Consider the following 17,613-nt stretch of genomic DNA (forward strand, 5'->3'; position numbering starts at 1 on the left):
AGAGTTTCCTGTACTGAGCGTGAGCCACCCGAAGGGATGAGTGGCCCTCATGAATAAGGCAAGAGGTGAAGGGCAGGGGCCGCCGGAGCGAGCGCTGCCACCGAGTGTGCACCCACGCCTGCCGGCTGTGAAGACACCTCGGGTCGATCGCCCCAAGTGGATGATCCGCGGGGATTTCATCAGCGTGATGTGACATTCGTCACCTGTGTAGGTCAACTGTATCAATTGTGCGGCGGCGCGCCCACTGTCGTCATCTGACGGCAAGGGCGTGGCGTTTTCGGCACCTGGGCATACCATCGACAAACGATTGCAGGAGGGGATGTGGACAAGCGTCAAACCCGTCAGCTGGCCTTGCTGGTCGCGGCCAATACAGCCCTGGCTCCATTGGCCATCGATGCCTATCTGCCGGCATTGCCGGCCATGGCGGAAGACCTGGCGACCACGGTGCACCATACGGAGCTGTCGCTGTCGATCTTCCTGCTCGGCTTCTCGCTGGGGCAGTTGATCTTCGGCCCGCTGTCAGACCGTATCGGGCGCAAGCCGGTCCTGCTGTCAGGCATCTTCGTCTTCCTGCTGGCGAGTCTGGCCATCACCCGGGTCGAGAGCCTCGAGGGGCTCTATGCGCTGCGCTTCCTGCAGGCGCTGGGCGGCGGCGCCTCGGTGGTCAATTCCTCGGCGATCGTGCGCGATTGCTTCAGTGGCCGCGAGGCGGCCAAGGTGCTGTCCACCGTCGCGGTGATCATGATGCTGGCGCCCTTGATCGCGCCTGCCATCGGCAGCCTTTTGCTGGGCATGGCGGGCTGGTGGCTGATCTTCGCCTTCCTCGCCGCCTATGCCGCCTTCCTGCTGGTGGTACTGCCGCTGCGCTTGCCCGAGACCCGACGCAAGCGCGAGGCGGATGAGCCGCCGGCCAGCCTCCTGCAGGTCGCGCGTGACTATGCCAGCGTGCTTCGCCACGGGCCGGCGATGGGCTATGCGCTGACGCAGGCGATGGGCTTCGGTGGCATGTTCGCCTTCATCACCGCGTCGCCCTACGTCTATATTCAGCATTTCGGAGTGACGGCGGCCTGGTACCCGGTGCTGTTCGGCGCCAACATCCTGTTCATGTTCACCGCCAACCGTCTCAACGTGCGCCTGCTGTCACGCCTGTCGCCGCCGCGCCTGCTGCGCATCGGCATCGGTATCCAGCTGTGTGCCGCCATCCTGCTGGTATCGGCGCTGGTACTGGGGCTGGATCTGCTCTACGTCCTCGCGCCGCTGTTGATGGTGTTCGTCGGGGCCAACGGCATGGTGGCGCCCAATGCGATCTCCTCGGCGCTGGAGTATTTTCCGCGCATCAGCGCCACGGCCAATGCGTTGATCGGCAGCATGCAGTTTGCCAGTGGCGCCATGATCGGCATGCTGATCGCAGGCCTGGCGATGGACAGCCTGTGGCCGATGATCCTCGGCATGCTGGGCACGGCGCTGATCAGCAATATTCTGCTGCGGGTGCTGGCAGGGCGCAGTGCCCTGGCGCGCCACGCGACGCCGTCCGACTGAGAAAGGCGTGAGTCGGCGACTGTCACACAGTTGTCATGAATGCTTGGCAAGGTACTCCCTGTAGACAAGAAGCCACCTCACTGGCTCATTCCTATCGCAAGGAGTTTCAGGCATGAAGGCGTTCCTCAAGTCCGGTCTCGCAGCGGCTGTCATCGCTGCATCAGTGGGTGCAGCAGAAGCCCGTGAACAGCTGCGCATCGTGGGGTCTTCCACGGTCTATCCGTTCTCCAGCTACGTTGCTGAAGAGCTGGGTGCCACCAGCGATTTCCCGACTCCGGTCATCGAATCCACCGGTTCCGGCGGCGGCATGAAGCTGTTCTGTGAAGGTGTCGGTGACAGCACTCCGGACATCACCAACGCCTCTCGTCGCATGAAGACGTCTGAATTCGAGCGCTGTGAAGAGAACGGCGTGACCGATATCACCGAAGCCATGATCGGCTTCGACGGTATCGCCTTCGCCCAGTCTGTCCGCGATGGCAGCATCAACCTGACCCGTGAGCAGATCACCCTGGCGGTCGCCGCTCAGGTGCCGGTCGACGGCAAGTTGGTCGACAACCCCTACACCAAGTGGTCCGAGATCGATTCCTCCCTGCCGGACCGCAAGATCACCGTCTACGGGCCGCCTTCCACTTCCGGTACCCGTGACGCCTTCGAAGAGCTGGTGATGGAAGTCTCCACCGAAGAGATGGAAGGCTACGGCGGTGAGGGTTACACCAACATCCGTCAGGACGGTCACTACATCGCTGCTGGCGAGAATGACAACCTGATCATCCAGAAGCTGGTCGAGAACACCGAAGCCTTCGGTATCTTCGGCTACTCCTTCCTCGAAGAGAACGCTGACAAGGTCGTCGGTGCTTCCATCGATGGCGTGCAGCCGGAAGCCGATGCCATCTCCTCTGGCGAGTATCCGGTCTCCCGCTCCCTGTTCTACTACGTGAAGAACCAGCACAAGGATGACGTGCCGGCTCAGCAGGCCTACAACGACCTGTTCATGAGCGAGAAGATGATCGGTGAGCTGGGCTACCTGAAGGGCATCGGTCTGATCCCGCTGCCGAAGGAAGAGCGCGCCAAGCTTCGCGAGCAGGTCACTGAGCGCACCAAGCTGACTCTGGCCGATCTCCAGAAGTAAGCAACGCAGCTGACCCTCTGACGCGGCCGGTTGCCTTTGGCAGCCGGCCCGTTTGCTTGACTGGTCGCAGGGTTTCGCAAGGCATGAAGCCTTCCCCCTGTGAACAACGCGACTCCGGGACCCGAAAGATGCAGACTCAGCAGATCTTTCTCTTCTTCATAGGCATCGTGGCGCTGGCTGGCCTGGTAGCCTTCTTCAGCGGCCGCAGCAAGGCACAGCGTGTACGTGCCAGCGGTGCTGAAATGTACGCTCAGCCGGATCAGTACGGCTGGTTCACGGCAATTTCCAGCGCAGGGCCTGCTCTGCTGGTCGGTCTGGCAGCCGTCGTTGCGATTGCCACCGCAGGTATCGATATCGAAGGCATGCAGCTGCTGATCGCCAGTCTGGTCGTCGCAGCCGCCGGTCTGGTCATCGGCCTCGCGCTGGTGAAGCCTGATTTCCATGCGCGCAATGCCATCGAGACTCTCATTCGCTATGTGTTGATCGGCGCGGCGATGATTTCCATCGTCACGACGTTCGGCATTCTGGTCTCCATCATCTTCGAGGCCATCCGCTTCTTCCAGATGGAAAGCTTCTGGACCTTCATCACCGGGACCACCTGGGATCCGGGCAACAGCTTCCAGATGGCCGCCGGTCGTGGTGAAGGCGTCGAGAGCACCGCCAACTTCGGTGCCGTACCGCTGTTCGCCGGTACCTTCATGATCACCCTGATCGCGATGCTGGTGGCCATTCCCATCGGTCTGCTCGCCGCGGTCTACATGGCGGAGTTCGCCCCCGAGAGAGTGCGTACCGTCGCCAAGCCGGTGCTGGAAGTGCTCGCCGGTATCCCGACCGTGGTCTACGGCTTCTTCGCCGCCATCACCGTCGCGCCGCTGGTCGTCGATATCTTCTCTCCGCTGGGCATCGAGGCGTCCTACAACAACGCGTTGGCACCGGGTTTGGTCATGGGCATCATGATCATTCCGTTCATCTCCTCACTGTCCGATGACGTCATCACCTCCGTGCCGGACACCATGCGCCAGGGCTCTCTGGCGCTGGGCATGACCCACGGCGAGACCATTCGCAACGTCATCCTGCCCGCCGCGCTGCCGGGCATCGTGTCCGCTTCGCTGCTGGCGATGTCACGCGCGCTTGGCGAGACCATGATCGTGGTGATGGCGGCGGGCATGCGTCCGAACCTGACCGCCAACCCGCTGGAAGACATGACCACCGTCACGGTGCGCATCGTCGCCGCCTTGACCGGTGACCAGGAGTTCGCGAGTGCCGAGACATTGTCGGCCTTCGCGCTGGGTCTGGTGCTGTTCGTTGTCACTCTGCTGCTGAACATGGTCTCGGTGGTTCTGATCCGCCGCTTCCGTGAGAAGTACAGCGCCAACAACCTCTGAGGCCGAGACTAGACATGAGCCAATCATTCGACGATATCTCGGCCCAGCTGAAGGGCCGTCATCGCCGCACCAAGCGCCTGAAATTCATGTCCATGGGCGCACTCGCCCTGGCTGCCACCTTCCTGGTGGTCTTCATCGGCGACATGATCATGCGCGGCTATCCGGCCTTCCAGCAGGCAGAACTGCACGTGCCGGTTACCTACAGCGAGCAGTCGCAGGAAATCCCGCTGGCAGCGGTGGAAGAAGACGTGCGTGATCTGGTCAGCCGCGGCTGGCTGCGTCAGCTGCCGCGCGACATGGCCGCTGACGCCAGCCTGATGGGTCAAACGATCGAGCGCTGGGTGATCGCCGATGACCAGGTCGATCAGTATCTCAAGGGCCACAAGTCACATCTGAAGCCCAGGCAGACCGCCGTGCTGGACCGCATGGTCGAGAACGGCACGGCCGAGCTCAAGTTCAACGTCAACTTCTTCACCACCGGCGACTCCAAGCTTCCGGAGTACGCTGGTATCTGGTCGGCGGCGATGGGGACGATCCTGACGTTGCTGGTCACGCTGGCCTTCGCCTTCCCTGTCGGCGTGCTGACGGCGGTCTACCTGGAGGAGTTCGCGCCGGACAACCGCTTCACCCAGGCGATCGAGGTCAACATCAACAACCTGGCGGCGGTGCCGTCGATCCTGTTCGGTCTGCTGGGTCTGGCGATCTTCATCAACTTCTTCGGCATGCCGCGTTCCTCCCCGCTGGTCGGTGGTCTGACACTGGGTCTGATGACCTTGCCGGTGATCATCATCACCACGCGCTCGGCGCTGCGCAGCGTACCGGACACCATTCGTCAGGCCGCCTTCGGCGTCGGCTGCTCCCGCTGGCAGGTGGTGCGTGACCACGTACTGCCGCTGTCACTGCCGGGGATCCTGACCGGTTCCATCATCGGTCTGGCACAGGCGATGGGTGAGACCGCGCCGTTGATCATCGTCGGCATGGTGGCCTTCATTCCGGATGCGCCGACTGCCATCACCCAGGCTGCCACCGTGCTGCCGGCCCAGATTTTCACCTGGGCGGGCGAGCCTGAGCAGGCCTATGTTGAGCGTACTGCAGCGGGCATTCTGGTGCTGCTGTCAGTGCTGATCTTCCTCAATGCCGCAGCCGTGATGCTGCGCAAGAAATTCGAGCGTCGCTGGTAGGCAGCTGCGAGGCGGCCCGTCGATTGGCCGGTCGCCTCACACCTAAAGCCCTGGCCCACGACTCATAAAGGAATACGAGACATGAACAGCACCGTCGCCACTCCCGCCAAGCCTGCCGCGGCCACTCGTCCCGGTAGCCCGGTCGTCACGAACGAAGATGCCAACCACGAGCTGGCCATTCGTGTGGAAGATCTCAACCTGTGGTACGGCGAGAAGCAGGCGTTGAAGAACATCAACATTGATGTCTTCCAGAAAAATGTCACCGCTCTGATCGGCCCTTCCGGTTGTGGCAAGTCGACCTTCCTGCGCTGCCTTAACCGCATGAATGACCTGATCCGCAGCGTGCGCATCGAAGGTCTGGTCGAGATGGATGGCCGTGACGTCAACGCGCGCGACATGGATGAAGTGGCATTGCGTCGTCGCGTCGGCATGGTGTTCCAGAAGCCGAACCCGTTCCCCAAGTCCATCTACGACAACATCGCCTACGCGCCGACCATGCACGACCTGGTCAGCCGCCGCGCCGACAAGGATGATCTGGTCGAGAGCGCGCTGCGTGATGCGGGTCTGTGGGAAGAGGTGAAGGACATTCTTGACCAGCCGGGCACCTCGCTGTCCGGTGGCCAGCAGCAGCGTCTTTGCATCGCGCGTGCCATCGCGGTCAAGCCTGACGTCATCCTGATGGATGAGCCGACCTCGGCGCTCGATCCGATCTCCACCGCGACCATCGAAGACCTGATGGACAAGTTGAAGACCCAGTTCTCCATCGTCACCGTGACGCACAACATGCAGCAGGCGGCACGTGTCGCTGATTACACCGCCTTCTTCCATATGGGCGAGCTGGTGGAGTACAACGACACCAAGACGATGTTCTCCAATCCGAATACCAAGAAGGCCGAGGACTACATCACTGGTCGCTATGGCTAAGCGGCGCCAGCGTCAGGGCTCGGAAGGCTGAGCCCTTGATAGCTGTCTGAGAGCATTTCAGGCCGCACGACGACACGAGGCCCGGATCCATGATCCGGGCCTCGTGTCGTTGCAGCATCAGGTCGAGTCAGTGTCGAGTAGGATGTCAGTCTTCCAGCTCGACGGCGATCGCGGTGGCTTCGCCGCCGCCGATACACAGCGCCGCGATGCCACGTTTCTTGCCACGGCGCTCCAGCGCGTTGATCAGAGTGACGATGATGCGTGAGCCGGTGGAGCCGACCGGATGCCCCTGGGCGCAGGCCCCTCCGAAGACATTGACCTTCTCATGCGGGATATCGTGGGCATCCATCGCCAGCAGGGTGACCACCGCGAAGGCCTCGTTGATCTCGAACAGGTCGACGTCGTCCGTGGTCCACTCCAGGCGCTTCATCAGCGAGTCGATGGCGCCGATGGGCGCCAGTGTGAATTCGCTGGGGTGCTGGGAGTGGGTGCTGTGCCCGAGGATACGCGCCTTGACGGCCAGCCCGCGTCGTTCGGCTTCATCACGGCGCGTCAGCACCAGCGCCGAGGCGCCGTCGGAGATGGAGCTGGCATTGGCGGCGGTGATGGTGCCGTCCTTGGCGAAGGCCGGACGCAGGGCGGGAATCTTGTCAAGATTGGCCTGGAAGGGCTGCTCGTCCTGCTCGACCACGCTCTCGCCCTTGCGGCTCTTGACCGTGACGGCGGCGATTTCCGGCGCGATGTCGCCCGACTCGGTGGCCGTCATGGCACGCCTGAGCGATTCGATGGCGAAGTCATCCATGCGCTGGCGATCGTAGCCGCGGGCATCGGCCACTTCCTGGGCGAACACGCCCATCAGCTTGCCGGTCTCGGCATCTTCCAGCCCATCGAAGAACATGTGGTCCTTCAGCTCGCCATGGCCGAGGCGATAGCCGCCACGTGCCTGGGTGAGCAGATGCGGAGCGTTGGACATCGATTCCATCCCGCCGGCCAGCATGATGCGGTTGGTGCCTGCGCGTATCAGGTCATGCGCCAACATGGTGGCCTTCATGCCGGAACCACATAGCTTGTTGATGGTGGTGGCGCCGATGCTGTCCGGCACGCCGGCCTGGCGCATGGCCTGACGCGCCGGACCCTGCTTGACGCCAGCGGGCAGCACGCAGCCGAAGATGCCCTCGTCGACATCGGCAGGCGTGAGGCCTGCGCGTTCGATGGCCGCCTTGATGGCCACGGCGGCGAGCTGTGGCGCGCTCAGCGTCGAGAGTGAGCCCTTGAGGCCACCCATCGGCGTGCGGGCGCCGGCGAGAATCACGATGTCATCGGCGCTGGCGGAAGGGCTTGGCGTAGTGCGGGAAGCGGTCGTCATGACGGTCTCCTGTGTCTTGTTATTGGAAGATCGAGTCGTGCAGTCGGCGTTGTGATCACTGCGTGGCTATGCTTTGATCCATTCAATCCCATAAACCAAGCAAGCGCTAGTTATACGATGAATGTAGCCACCGCCTCACCCCGTCGCAAGGAGCTGGTCCGCATCGCCGCCCGCCTGTTCGTCGAGGAGGGTTTCGATCGCACCACCGTCCGCATGCTGGCCCAGGAAATGGGCATCAAGTCCGGCAGCCTCTTCCATCACTTCGCCGACAAGCAGGAAATCCTGTGCGCCGTGATCGAGGAGGGCATGTTCAGTGCGCTGGCCATCGCCCGTGAGCATCTGGCGCGCTGCGAGCCGTGCCAGGCAAGCGAAGTGACCGCCTCGGCGGCATCGCAGCAGCAGGCGCGTGAGCGACTGCTGGCCCTGGCGCGCGCACATCTGGACACGCTGCTCACCGATCGCAATGCCCATGTGGTCGCGCTCTATGAGTGGCGGCGGCTGGAGGGCCCGGCGCGCGAGCATCTCGTCCAGCTGCGTGATGACTACGAAGACCTGTGGCGTGACGCCATCGCCTCTGCCGTCGCTGCAGGGCTGCTCAAGGGCGACGCCACACTGCTGCGCCAGTTCATGCTCGGCGCGCTCAACTGGACGGTACGCTGGTATCGCCCCGAGGGAGAGCGCTTCCCCGATGAGCTGGCTGAGGCACTGGTCGACAGCCTGTGTCGTCTGCCCTGAACGAGCGTGCGGTACACGGCGTCTGCTACGCAGCGTCTGCAACTTTTGGCCAGTCGAGCATCACAATGCTTGCCGCCCGACAGGCTTGTCGCTAACTTGACGTTTACGTTAACTGTAGATGGCTGGCGCCCAGTCATCTCACTTCGCCCCGGAGCACCACTCAGGAGCCAGTCACGCCATGACGCCAAGCGATACAACAACAAACCGCACGTCACGCGCCCCCTCTGCTGAATCTGCGAATTCATACGCCATGCAACCCGCCGCCAGCCAGACGCTGAGCGATTATCTGGCCGCCTTCGATATCCAGGCACTGCGCGATGAATTGTTCACCACGCCGCTCGACACCAATGACGAGGGCGAGCTCGGCAATGCCTATGAGGCGTGTGTCGGGCGTCATCTGCGCGCCGGGCAGGGCGAACGTATCGCGCTGGTCCACGAAGACGAACAGGGCCGGGTACGTGAGCTGAGTTACGCACAGCTCGACGAGCAGAGCGCGCGGCTGGCGGCTGCCTTGAAGGCACAGGGCGTGATGGCGGGGCAGCGGGTCGCCTGCATGCTGTCGCGTACGCCGGAGCTGATGATCGCGCTGGCTGCGACCTGGCGGCTGGGCGCCGTCTATCAGCCGCTGTTCACCGCCTTCGGCACCGATGCGCTCGACTATCGCCTGTCGCGCGCCGAGACGCAGATCGTGATCACCGAGACGAGCCAGCGCAGCAAGTTCACAGAGCTCGCCCGCCATCCCGTGATCATCTGCGTGCGCGATGAGGAAGATGCGCTGGAGGCGGGTGATCTCGACTGGCAGACATTGATGCAGAGCGAGCCACTGACCGAGCCGCCAGTGTGGCTTCCGGCGGAGGCGCCCTTCCTGCAGATGTTCACCTCCGGCACGGTCGGCAAGCCCAAGGGCGTGGCGGTGGCGCTGAATGCGCTGCCGGCCTTCTGGCTCTATCAACGCCTGGCGGTGGACCTGCGCCCCGGCGAGCGCTTCTGGAACATGGCCGACCCCGGCTGGGCTTACGGGCTCTATTACGCCATCACCGGCCCGCTGTTGCTGGGGGCCACCACCTACTTCATGCAGGCGCCGTTCAGTGCAGAAGGCGGGCTGGCCTTCCTGGAGCGTCACCGCATCGACAATTTCGCGGCCGCGCCCACGGCCTATCGCATGCTCAAGGCCTCCGGGCTCGGCGAAGGCGCCTTCGAGCGCCTGAACCTGCGGGTCGCAAGCTCCGCTGGCGAGCCCCTCAACACCGAGGTAGTGGGCTGGGTCGCGCGGGAGCTGGGCTGTGCGGTGATGGACCATTACGGCCAGACGGAGACCGGCATGACTTGCTGCAATCATCACGCGCTGGCCCATGAGGTCGTGGTCGGCAGTGTCGGCTTCCCGCTGCCCGGCTACCGACTTGCCGTGCTCGACGCCGAGTATCGTGAGCTGCCGCCGGGCGAGCCGGGTGTGCTGGCGGTGGATATCGCCCGCTCTCCCGCGCACTTCTTCGCCGGCTACACCTGGCAGGAGAAGCAACCCTGCGTCGAGGGCTATTACCTGACCGGAGACGTGGTGGTGGCAGAGCCCGATGGGCGCTTCACCTTTGCCGGGCGTGATGACGACATCATCACCACCGCGGGCTATCGCGTCGGCCCGGCGGATGTCGAGAACGCTGTGCTGGTGCATCCGGCGGTGGCGGAATCGGCGGCGGTCGGCAAGCCGGATGCGCTGCGCGGCGAGATCATCAAGGCCTATGTGGTGTTGCGCGATGGCCATGTCGGCAGTGACGAACTGGCGGAGGAAATTCGCGCCAGCGTGCGCCAGCGACTCTCGGCGCACAGCTATCCGCGTGAGATCGACTTCGTCGACAGCCTGCCCAAGACGCCGTCGGGCAAGATCCAGCGTTTCCTGCTGCGGGCACAGGCGCGCGAAAGCTGAACGCCGCCATCTACGGGACTTTTCTGTCATCGCCTGCCTCTCATCACCTTTCCTGCCATCACCTTTCGGGAGACTCGTTTCATGAAGATCGCCGACCACTGCTTTTTTATCACCGGCGCAGCATCCGGCCTCGGGGCCGCCACGGCGTCACGTATCGTCGCGGCCGGCGGCCAGGTGGTGCTGGCGGATCTCTCGGAGAGTGCACGTGAACAGGCCGATGCGCTGGGGGAGGCGGCATGCTTCTGTCATTGCGACATCACCGACAGCGCCAGTGTCGAGGCCGCGCTGGATGTCGCGGAGCAGACCTTCGGTGCCATTCATGGGGTGATCCATTGTGCGGGGATGGTGAGCGTCGCCAAGCTGGTGGATCGTGATGGCGAGCCTGCTCCGCTGGAGGGCTTCGAGAAGACACTGGCGATCAACCTGAGCGGTACCTTCAACGTGGCGCGCCTGACGGCGGCACGCATGGCGCGCAATGCCGCCGAGGGCGAGGACGGCGAGCGGGGCATCATTCTCAATACCGCCTCGGTCGCGGCCTTCGATGGCCAGGTGGGGCAGTGTGCCTATAGCGCCTCCAAGGCCGGGGTCGCCGGCATGACGCTGCCGATGGCGCGTGAGCTGGCACGCCATGGCATTCGCGTGATGGCGATTGCGCCCGGCGTGTTCGAGACACCGATGATGGCCGGCATCCCGGAGCCTGCCCGTGAAGCGCTGTGCGAGGCGGTGCCGTTTCCCAAGCGACTGGGCAAGCCCGATGAGTTCGCGCGTCTGGCCGAGCACATCATCACCAACAGCATGCTCAATGGGGAGGTGATCCGCCTCGATGGCAGCATTCGCATGGCCTGAGGCTGGCGGGCAAGGCCTTTAACATTTGGATCGGCTCTCTGGATCGGCATCTCTGGATAGGATCTCTGGAGAGAGCACGGGACACAAGGAATCTTGCAGGACAGGTTATCTCTGGGGGAGATATTGCTCGATCGCGGCTGCGGTCGGGCTTTTTTGCGTCTGTTTCTCGTGTCATCTCTTGTTTCTGCCATGCGCGCGGGGGCGGCCTGAAGACAGGACTTGCCACCGATGAGACAGGGCTTGCCACCAATGTCGCAGACCAGAAATCAAACGACCGCTTGACGACCAACTGGAGGAGGCGCTAATTTCAAACGCATGTTTGATGGTGTGTGGGAGTCGTCTTTTCGCCTCTTTCATGAGTCTTGAGCAACAACGACAGCAAGCCCATCACCATTCCTTTTGATTCAGCGCCGCCGTGCCGCGACGGCTCAAGGAGTAAAGCATGCCGGACTATCAGGCGCCGTTGCGCGACATCCGCTTCGTGATGAATGAGCTGCTCGACTATCCCGCTCACTATGCCAGCCTGCCGGGTGGCGATGAGGCCAGCGACGATATCGTGACCGCCATCCTGGAGGAGGGCGCACGCTTCGCGCACGAGGTGCTGACGCCGCTGAACCAGTCGGGCGACCGCGAGGGTTGTACCTTCGAGGGCGGCGAGGTCAAGGCGCCGAGCGGCTTCAAGGCTGCCTATCAGCAGTATGTCGAGGGCGGATGGCCGAGTCTGGCTGCCTCACCGGAACATGGCGGTCAGGGGCTGCCACCGTCACTGGCGATGGTGCTCTCGGAAATGGTCGCCTCCGCCAACCTGTCGTGGGGCATGTATCCGGGCCTCTCGCATGGCGCGATGAATGCACTCGAGCATCACGGCAGCGAGGCGCTCAAGCAGACCTATCTGATTAAGCTGGTCGAAGGCAGCTGGACCGGTACCATGTGCCTGACCGAGCCGCATTGCGGCACGGACCTGGGCCTGATCAAGACACGTGCCGTGCCGCTGGATGACAGCGATGACAGCAAGGGCTACCGCATCAGCGGCACCAAGATCTTCATCTCGGCCGGTGAGCACGATCTTTCCGAGAACATCGTGCACCTGGTGCTGGCCAAGCTGCCGGATGCCCCGGAAGGCTCGCGTGGCATATCGCTGTTCGTGGTGCCCAAGTTCCTGCCCGACGCCAATGGCGAGGCTGGTGAGCGCAATGGCGTCAGCTGTGGCTCCATCGAGCACAAGATGGGCATTCACGGCAACGCGACCTGCGTGATGAACTTCGATTCCGCCACAGGCTTCCTGGTCGGCCCGCCGCACAAGGGACTGGCCTGCATGTTCACCATGATGAATGCCGCGCGTCTCGGGGTGGGGATCCAGGGCGTGGCGCTGGCCGAGGCCAGCTTCCAGAATGCGCTGAGCTATGCGCGTGACCGTCTGCAAATGCGTGCCCTGTCCGGTGCCAAGGCGCCGGAGAAGGCGGCCGACCCGATCATCGTGCATCCGGACGTGCGCCGCATGCTGCTGACCCAGAAGGCCATCGCCGAGGGTGGGCGCATGCTGGTGATGTATGCCGCCCAGTTCAATGACATCGTCGAGAATGCCCCGGACAGCGAAGACAAAACACGTGCCGATACCTTGCTCGGCCTGCTGACGCCCATCGTCAAGGCCTTCCTGACCGAGACCGGCTTCGAGGCGACCAATCACGGCGTTCAGGTCTATGGCGGCCACGGCTTCATTCAGGAATGGGGCATGGAGCAGTTCGTGCGCGATGCGCGCATCACTCTGCTTTATGAAGGCACCACCGGTATCCAGGCGCTGGACCTGCTGGGCCGCAAGATCCTGATGAGCCAGGGCGAATCGCTCAAGGTCTTCACCAAGGAGATCCACAAGTTCTGCCAGGCCAGCGAAGGCAGCGAGTTTGCCAATCCGCTCGCCGAGCTCAACCGCGAATGGGGCGAGCTGACCATGGCGGTGGGCATGGGCGCGATGCAGGACCGCGAAGCGGTCGGCGCCGCCAGTGTCGATTACCTGATGTACGCCGGTTACGTCGCGCTGGGCTACCTGTGGGCTCGTGCCGGCGAGACGGCCAGGGCGGCGCTGGCGGCCGGCGAAGGGGATACTGCCTTCTATCAGGCCAAGCTGGATACCGCGCGCTTCTACTTCCAGCGCATCCTGCCGCGCACGCAAGGCCATGCCGCGATGATTCGCGCCGGTGGCGAGACGCTGATGGCGCCGACGGTGGAAGGCTTCGGCAGCGGCTTCGAGATCTGATGACGGTTTCAAGCCTGAGAGCAGTTTCAAGCCTTAGCGAAGTTTCAAGACTCAGCAGTTCGATGTATCGGCAACAGTCGTGTCTTATGCCTCCAGTCAGTGCGCTCTGACTCGGTACCCTTGGGGAGACTTCGGTCTCCCCATTTTTTGTGCGCTTGGTGTCAGGCAGGAGTTTTTCCCGGCACGAGCAATCAATCTCGTTTCAGTCTTGGCTTGTGACAGGCATGCGCCCAAGATAGGCGCATCGATGGCTGTCCCGATGAACCCGCGGGGCAGCGACGCGCATGTGCTGATGGCAAGTACTTATGGCATGTACTGATGGCAAGCATTGACAGGATAGGTGGCGCAGGATGCACGCGAACGATACGCCTGAGGAAAGATCGCGGCACGAGGAAGTGCCGCCCGAGGCGCAGATGGCCGATGCGCAAGCGCCTGACGATAGCGTTGGCGAGCCACGCAGTGTCAGTGAGGGCACTTCCATCGAGGAGGCCGTGACACGCATGCAGGTGCCACGCGACGAGCGTCAGCAGGAGGCGCTCGAACGCTCCGGGCGTTCTCGCCACGCGCCCAACGTGCGCCGCGCGCTGGAGATTCACCCCCTGCTGGTCGGCATGGCCGCAGTGGTCATCATCATCGGCGGCCTCAAGCTGGCGGCGGACCTGGTGGTGCCGCTGCTGCTGGCGGTGTTCGTCGCTGCGGTCTGCGATGCGCCGGTGCGCTGGCTGGCCCGTCACGGCATCGGGCAACGCTTCGGGGTGCCCATCGTCATCCTGACGGTCTGCGTGCTGTTCTCGTCGCTGACGGCGCTGCTGGTCTCGCGCTTTACCCTGTTCAGCGATGAGATGCCCAAGCTTGAGGAGAGCCTGCGCGAACAGTATCAGAGCATGCTGGAATGGCTGGCAGACAGCGGCGTATCCATCGCGCCGGCCCGCTTCAGCGAGTTGGTCGACCCGGCCTCGTTGACCCAGTGGGTGCCGAATCTACTGACCGGGCTCGGGGGCCTGCTGTCCTCGAGCGTCATCATCGTGCTGACGGCCACCTTCCTGCTCTACGAGGCATTGTCACTGCGCGACAAGCTGGTCAGCACGCTGCGCAGCCCGCATGTCAGTCTGCGGCGCTTCACGCTGTTCTCGCTGACGCTGCGCCGCTATCTGGCGGTCAAGACCTTGATCAGCCTCGTGACCGGGGGGCTGGTCGCGATCAGCTGTCTGGTGCTCGATGTGGAGTTTGCCTTCCTGTGGGCCACGCTGGCCTTCTGCCTCAACTACATCCCCAACATCGGCTCGGCACTGGCCGCGGTGCCTGCGGTGTTGCTGACGCTGGTGATGCCGGAGGGTGGCGCAGTCAAGGCGCTGATGCTGGGCGGCTGTTACCTGGCGATCAACTTCATTCTCGGCAACTTGATCGAGCCGCGCGTGATGGGGCGCACCCTGGGGCTGTCGACGCTGGCCGCCTTCCTGTCGCTGGTGGTGTGGGGCTGGGTGTTCGGGCCGGTGGGCATGCTGTTGTCAGTGCCGATCACCATGACGCTCAAGATCGCCTTCGACTCGCACCCGGGCACGCGCTGGGCGGCGCGTCTGCTGGGCCCCTCCGTGCGCCGGATTCGCCGTCGTCGTCGCCTGGCGGAGGAGTGACCTACGGGCCAGCTCTGCGTGGATGACCCGCTGCCTGAATGCCAAAGGCCCCGTCACGCTGTGCGTGACGGGGCCTTTGATTATCGAATCAGTGCGCGGTGGCTGGTGGGCCAGTCACCTGTCAGCAAGTCGACTCAGAGGTTCTGCTCGATGAACTGGCTCAGTTGACCCTTGGACTGGGCACCGACCAGAGAGGCGACCTTGGCGCCGGACTTGAACAGGATCACTGTCGGCACGCCACGCACGCCTTGCTCGGCAGCGATTTCCGGTGCGTCATCGACATTCACGTTGACGATTTTCAGGCCTTCGCCTTTCTCGTTGGCGACTTCTTCGACGACCGGCGCCATCATCTTGCACGGACCACACCACGGGGCCCAGAACTTCAGCAGGACCGGGGCTTCAGCGTTGAGAACTTCCTGTTCGAAGTTGGCGCCGGTGACATCGACGTGATTGGACATCTTGTTTCTCCAGGGGATTCGTTTCGCTGTCTGCGGCATTGCCGGACATGCAGGCTGCGTCCGATGGTAGCGCCACTTTGCATCACTGACAAATGAGCATTGCCCATCGGCTCAATAGCACGGGGTTATGATCGCTAGTGTTTTTATAGCTGTTTTATTGGTTTGAGGGAATAGCAACGGGGCAGGCAATGTGGATTGCCTGCCCCGACTTTGGTATTGCCTGTGCGAAGGCCCTTCAGCAAGGAGAGCTCAGAAGAAGGCGTAACGGATACCCAGTCCCAGCAGCAGTGTCGTCAGCAGGCCCTGCAGCAGGCCGCTGGGCATGTGGCGCGTCAGGCGTGCACCAAGGTTGATGGCAGGCAGTGAGCCGACCAGCAATGCGCCGAGCAGCAGGAAATCGACGTTGCCCAGCCATAGATGTCCCAATCCCGCGACCAGCGTCAGCGGTACGGCGTGAGCGATATCGGTGCCCACGATGCGCGCGGTGCTCAACAGCGGGAACAGCATGATCAGCACGGCAGCGCCGAAGGCACCGGCACCCACGGAGGACAGGGTGACGCACACGCCGAGCACGATGCCGGCCAGAATGGTCAGCGGTGCCGCGTGGCGTACGATGAAGCTTTCCGGGCTGATCAGCCCCAGCAGGCGTTTCTTGAACAGCAGCACGCCGGCGGTGAGGATCAACATTACACCGAGCATGCCCTTGATCAGGCCCGCGTAGGCGGTGGGGTCAGTAAAGAAGGTATGCAGGACCGCAATCGTCAACAGCGCCGCCGGCAGCGAGCCGATGGCCAGGCGCCGGGCGATGGTCCAGTCCACATGGCCCTGGCGATGGTGCGCGAAGGCGCCGCCCGCCTTGGTAATGGCGGCATAGAGCAGGTCGGTGCCCACGGCGATGTGCGGCGGGAAGCCGAACATCAACAGCAGAGGCGTCATCAGCGAGCCGCCGCCCACGCCAGTGACACCGACCGCGAAACCCACTCCGGCGCCTGCCAGCACGTATAGCAGCAGTTGTGTGACTTCCATCCCTACCTACCCCCTTGTCAGGTTACTGTCGCCAATCTACTCTTGAGCGTATATTCCCGAAAGGAATCATTATTCATGATTTTATCGCCCGATCATCTTAGCAAGGTGACCGGCCATGTCCGGGCCACTGTCACGCCGCGTCGCGTCGATGGTGCTTCTCAGGAGAGTGAAGCCGCATGAAACTCCAGCAGTTGCGTTATATCTGGGAAGTCACCCGCCACAACCTGAACGTGTCCGCCACCGCGCAAAGTCTGTATACCTCCCAGCCGGGCATTTCCAAGCAGATTCGTCTGTTGGAAGATGAGCTTGGCGTCGAAATTTTCGCGCGCAGTGGCAAGCACCTGACGCGGGTGACCCCGGCCGGCGAGTCCATCGTCGAGCTGGCAAGCCAGGTGCTGCGCACGGTGGAGAACATCAAGCACGTCGCCCAGGAGCACAGTGATGACCGTCGTGGCAGCCTGTCGATCGCCACCACACACACCCAGGCGCGTTATGCCTTGCCGCCGGTGATCGCCGATTTCACGCGCAAGTACCCGGATGTCGCGCTGCACATGCAGCAGGGTACGCCGAAGCAGATCGCCAACATGGTCAGTGAGGGGCAGGCCGACTTCGCCATCTGCACCGAGTCGCTGGAGCTATTCAACGACCTCATCCTGCTGCCGTGCTATCGCTGGAATCGCTGCGTGCTGGTGCCCAAGGATCATCCGCTGGCCAATGGTGAGGAACTGACCCTCGAGTCGCTGGCCAGCTATGCGCTGGTTACCTATACCTACGGCTTCACCGGCCGCAGCCAGCTGGACGATGCCTTCAAGTCCCACGGCCTGGCGCCCAACGTGGTGCTGACCGCCTCGGACGCCGATGTCATCAAGACCTATGTGCGGCTCGGCATGGGTATCGGCATCGTCGCGCACATGGCAGTGGATGAGGTGGCCGACGAAGACCTGGTCGCGCTGGACGCCACGCATCTGTTCGAGAGCTCCACGACCAAGATCGGCATCCGCCGCGGCACCTTCATGCGCAGCTACATGTTCGAATTCGTCGAGCGCTTCGCGCCGCACCTGACGCGGGAGCGTGTCGAAGCGGCACTGGCCGCCGGCCCGCGCCACGAGCATGAGATCTTCCACGACATCGAGCTGCCGGTGCGCTGAGTGCCGGTGGACTGAGTGTCGGTGGACTGAGCCTCGCTCGCCTGATCTGCCACAGCGCAGATGAAAA

Annotated in this window: 15 protein-coding genes; 12 read left to right on the top strand and 3 right to left on the bottom strand. The window is 63.1% G+C overall.

Going from position 1 to position 17,613, the window contains the following annotated elements:
* Positions 1 to 49 precede the first annotated feature (49 nt).
* The 6 genes from AC5WNJ_RS02660 (at position 50) to pstB (ending at position 6,158) form a co-directional block, all read left to right on the top strand.
* Positions 50 to 193 carry a hypothetical protein gene (locus tag AC5WNJ_RS02660; RefSeq protein ID WP_176676200.1) on the top strand — a complete coding sequence of 48 codons (144 nt, stop codon included), beginning with the start codon at positions 50 to 52 and terminating at the stop codon, positions 191 to 193.
* A gap of 128 nt (positions 194 to 321) precedes the next feature.
* On the top strand, positions 322 to 1,539 hold the full coding sequence (locus AC5WNJ_RS02665; RefSeq protein ID WP_176676201.1) for a Bcr/CflA family multidrug efflux MFS transporter: 1,218 nt from the start codon (positions 322 to 324) through the stop codon (positions 1,537 to 1,539).
* Between the two features lie 112 nt (positions 1,540 to 1,651).
* Positions 1,652 to 2,668: a substrate-binding domain-containing protein gene (locus tag AC5WNJ_RS02670; RefSeq protein WP_176676202.1), complete on the top strand. Its 1,017-nt coding sequence runs from the start codon at positions 1,652 to 1,654 to the stop codon at positions 2,666 to 2,668.
* Between the two features lie 128 nt (positions 2,669 to 2,796).
* On the top strand, positions 2,797 to 4,053 hold the full coding sequence (gene pstC / locus AC5WNJ_RS02675; protein WP_176676203.1) for a phosphate ABC transporter permease subunit PstC: 1,257 nt from the start codon (positions 2,797 to 2,799) through the stop codon (positions 4,051 to 4,053).
* 14 nt (positions 4,054 to 4,067) lie between these two features.
* The gene (gene pstA, locus AC5WNJ_RS02680) at positions 4,068 to 5,234 is read left to right on the top strand and encodes a phosphate ABC transporter permease PstA (RefSeq protein WP_176676204.1); all 1,167 of its coding nucleotides are present in this window, start codon (positions 4,068 to 4,070) and stop codon (positions 5,232 to 5,234) included.
* An 81-nt stretch (positions 5,235 to 5,315) separates the two neighbouring features.
* Positions 5,316 to 6,158, top strand: a complete 843-nt coding sequence (pstB, locus tag AC5WNJ_RS02685; protein ID WP_176676205.1) for a phosphate ABC transporter ATP-binding protein PstB — start codon at positions 5,316 to 5,318, stop codon at positions 6,156 to 6,158.
* A 145-nt stretch (positions 6,159 to 6,303) separates the two neighbouring features.
* Here the strand turns inward: pstB and AC5WNJ_RS02690 are convergent, their stop codons facing one another.
* Positions 6,304 to 7,524 carry an acetyl-CoA C-acyltransferase gene (locus AC5WNJ_RS02690; protein WP_176676206.1) on the bottom strand — a complete coding sequence of 407 codons (1,221 nt, stop codon included), beginning with the start codon at positions 7,522 to 7,524 and terminating at the stop codon, positions 6,304 to 6,306.
* Positions 7,525 to 7,641: 117 nt separating this feature from the next.
* Here AC5WNJ_RS02690 and AC5WNJ_RS02695 point away from each other — a divergent pair, with 117 nt between their 5' ends.
* The 5 genes from AC5WNJ_RS02695 to AC5WNJ_RS02715 all read left to right on the top strand — a co-directional run bounded on the left by AC5WNJ_RS02695 (position 7,642) and on the right by AC5WNJ_RS02715 (position 14,914).
* Positions 7,642 to 8,259 (top strand): TetR/AcrR family transcriptional regulator, encoded by a 618-nt coding sequence (locus tag AC5WNJ_RS02695; protein ID WP_495930373.1) that lies wholly within the window; start codon positions 7,642 to 7,644, stop codon positions 8,257 to 8,259.
* A gap of 250 nt (positions 8,260 to 8,509) precedes the next feature.
* The gene (locus AC5WNJ_RS02700) at positions 8,510 to 10,180 is read left to right on the top strand and encodes an AMP-binding protein (protein ID WP_176676208.1); all 1,671 of its coding nucleotides are present in this window, start codon (positions 8,510 to 8,512) and stop codon (positions 10,178 to 10,180) included.
* Between the two features lie 81 nt (positions 10,181 to 10,261).
* On the top strand, positions 10,262 to 11,026 hold the full coding sequence (locus AC5WNJ_RS02705) for an SDR family NAD(P)-dependent oxidoreductase (RefSeq protein WP_176676209.1): 765 nt from the start codon (positions 10,262 to 10,264) through the stop codon (positions 11,024 to 11,026).
* 442 nt (positions 11,027 to 11,468) lie between these two features.
* Entirely contained in the window at positions 11,469 to 13,280 is a 1,812-nt protein-coding gene (locus AC5WNJ_RS02710) for an acyl-CoA dehydrogenase C-terminal domain-containing protein (protein WP_176676210.1), read from the top strand.
* Between the two features lie 350 nt (positions 13,281 to 13,630).
* On the top strand, positions 13,631 to 14,914 hold the full coding sequence (locus AC5WNJ_RS02715; RefSeq protein ID WP_253063161.1) for an AI-2E family transporter: 1,284 nt from the start codon (positions 13,631 to 13,633) through the stop codon (positions 14,912 to 14,914).
* A gap of 134 nt (positions 14,915 to 15,048) precedes the next feature.
* Here the strand turns inward: AC5WNJ_RS02715 and trxA are convergent, their stop codons facing one another.
* Both trxA and AC5WNJ_RS02725 read right to left on the bottom strand, forming a co-directional pair.
* A complete protein-coding gene (trxA, locus tag AC5WNJ_RS02720; RefSeq protein ID WP_043333971.1) occupies positions 15,049 to 15,372 on the bottom strand; it encodes a thioredoxin in 324 nt (107 codons plus the stop codon).
* A 249-nt stretch (positions 15,373 to 15,621) separates the two neighbouring features.
* Entirely contained in the window at positions 15,622 to 16,398 is a 777-nt protein-coding gene (locus tag AC5WNJ_RS02725; RefSeq protein ID WP_176676211.1) for a sulfite exporter TauE/SafE family protein, read from the bottom strand.
* A gap of 176 nt (positions 16,399 to 16,574) precedes the next feature.
* Here AC5WNJ_RS02725 and cysB point away from each other — a divergent pair, with 176 nt between their 5' ends.
* The gene (gene cysB, locus AC5WNJ_RS02730; RefSeq protein WP_043333969.1) at positions 16,575 to 17,546 is read left to right on the top strand and encodes an HTH-type transcriptional regulator CysB; all 972 of its coding nucleotides are present in this window, start codon (positions 16,575 to 16,577) and stop codon (positions 17,544 to 17,546) included.
* The last annotated feature ends 67 nt before the right edge of the window (positions 17,547 to 17,613 follow it).

This window comes from Cobetia sp. PDI-23MA (assembly GCF_059507735.1).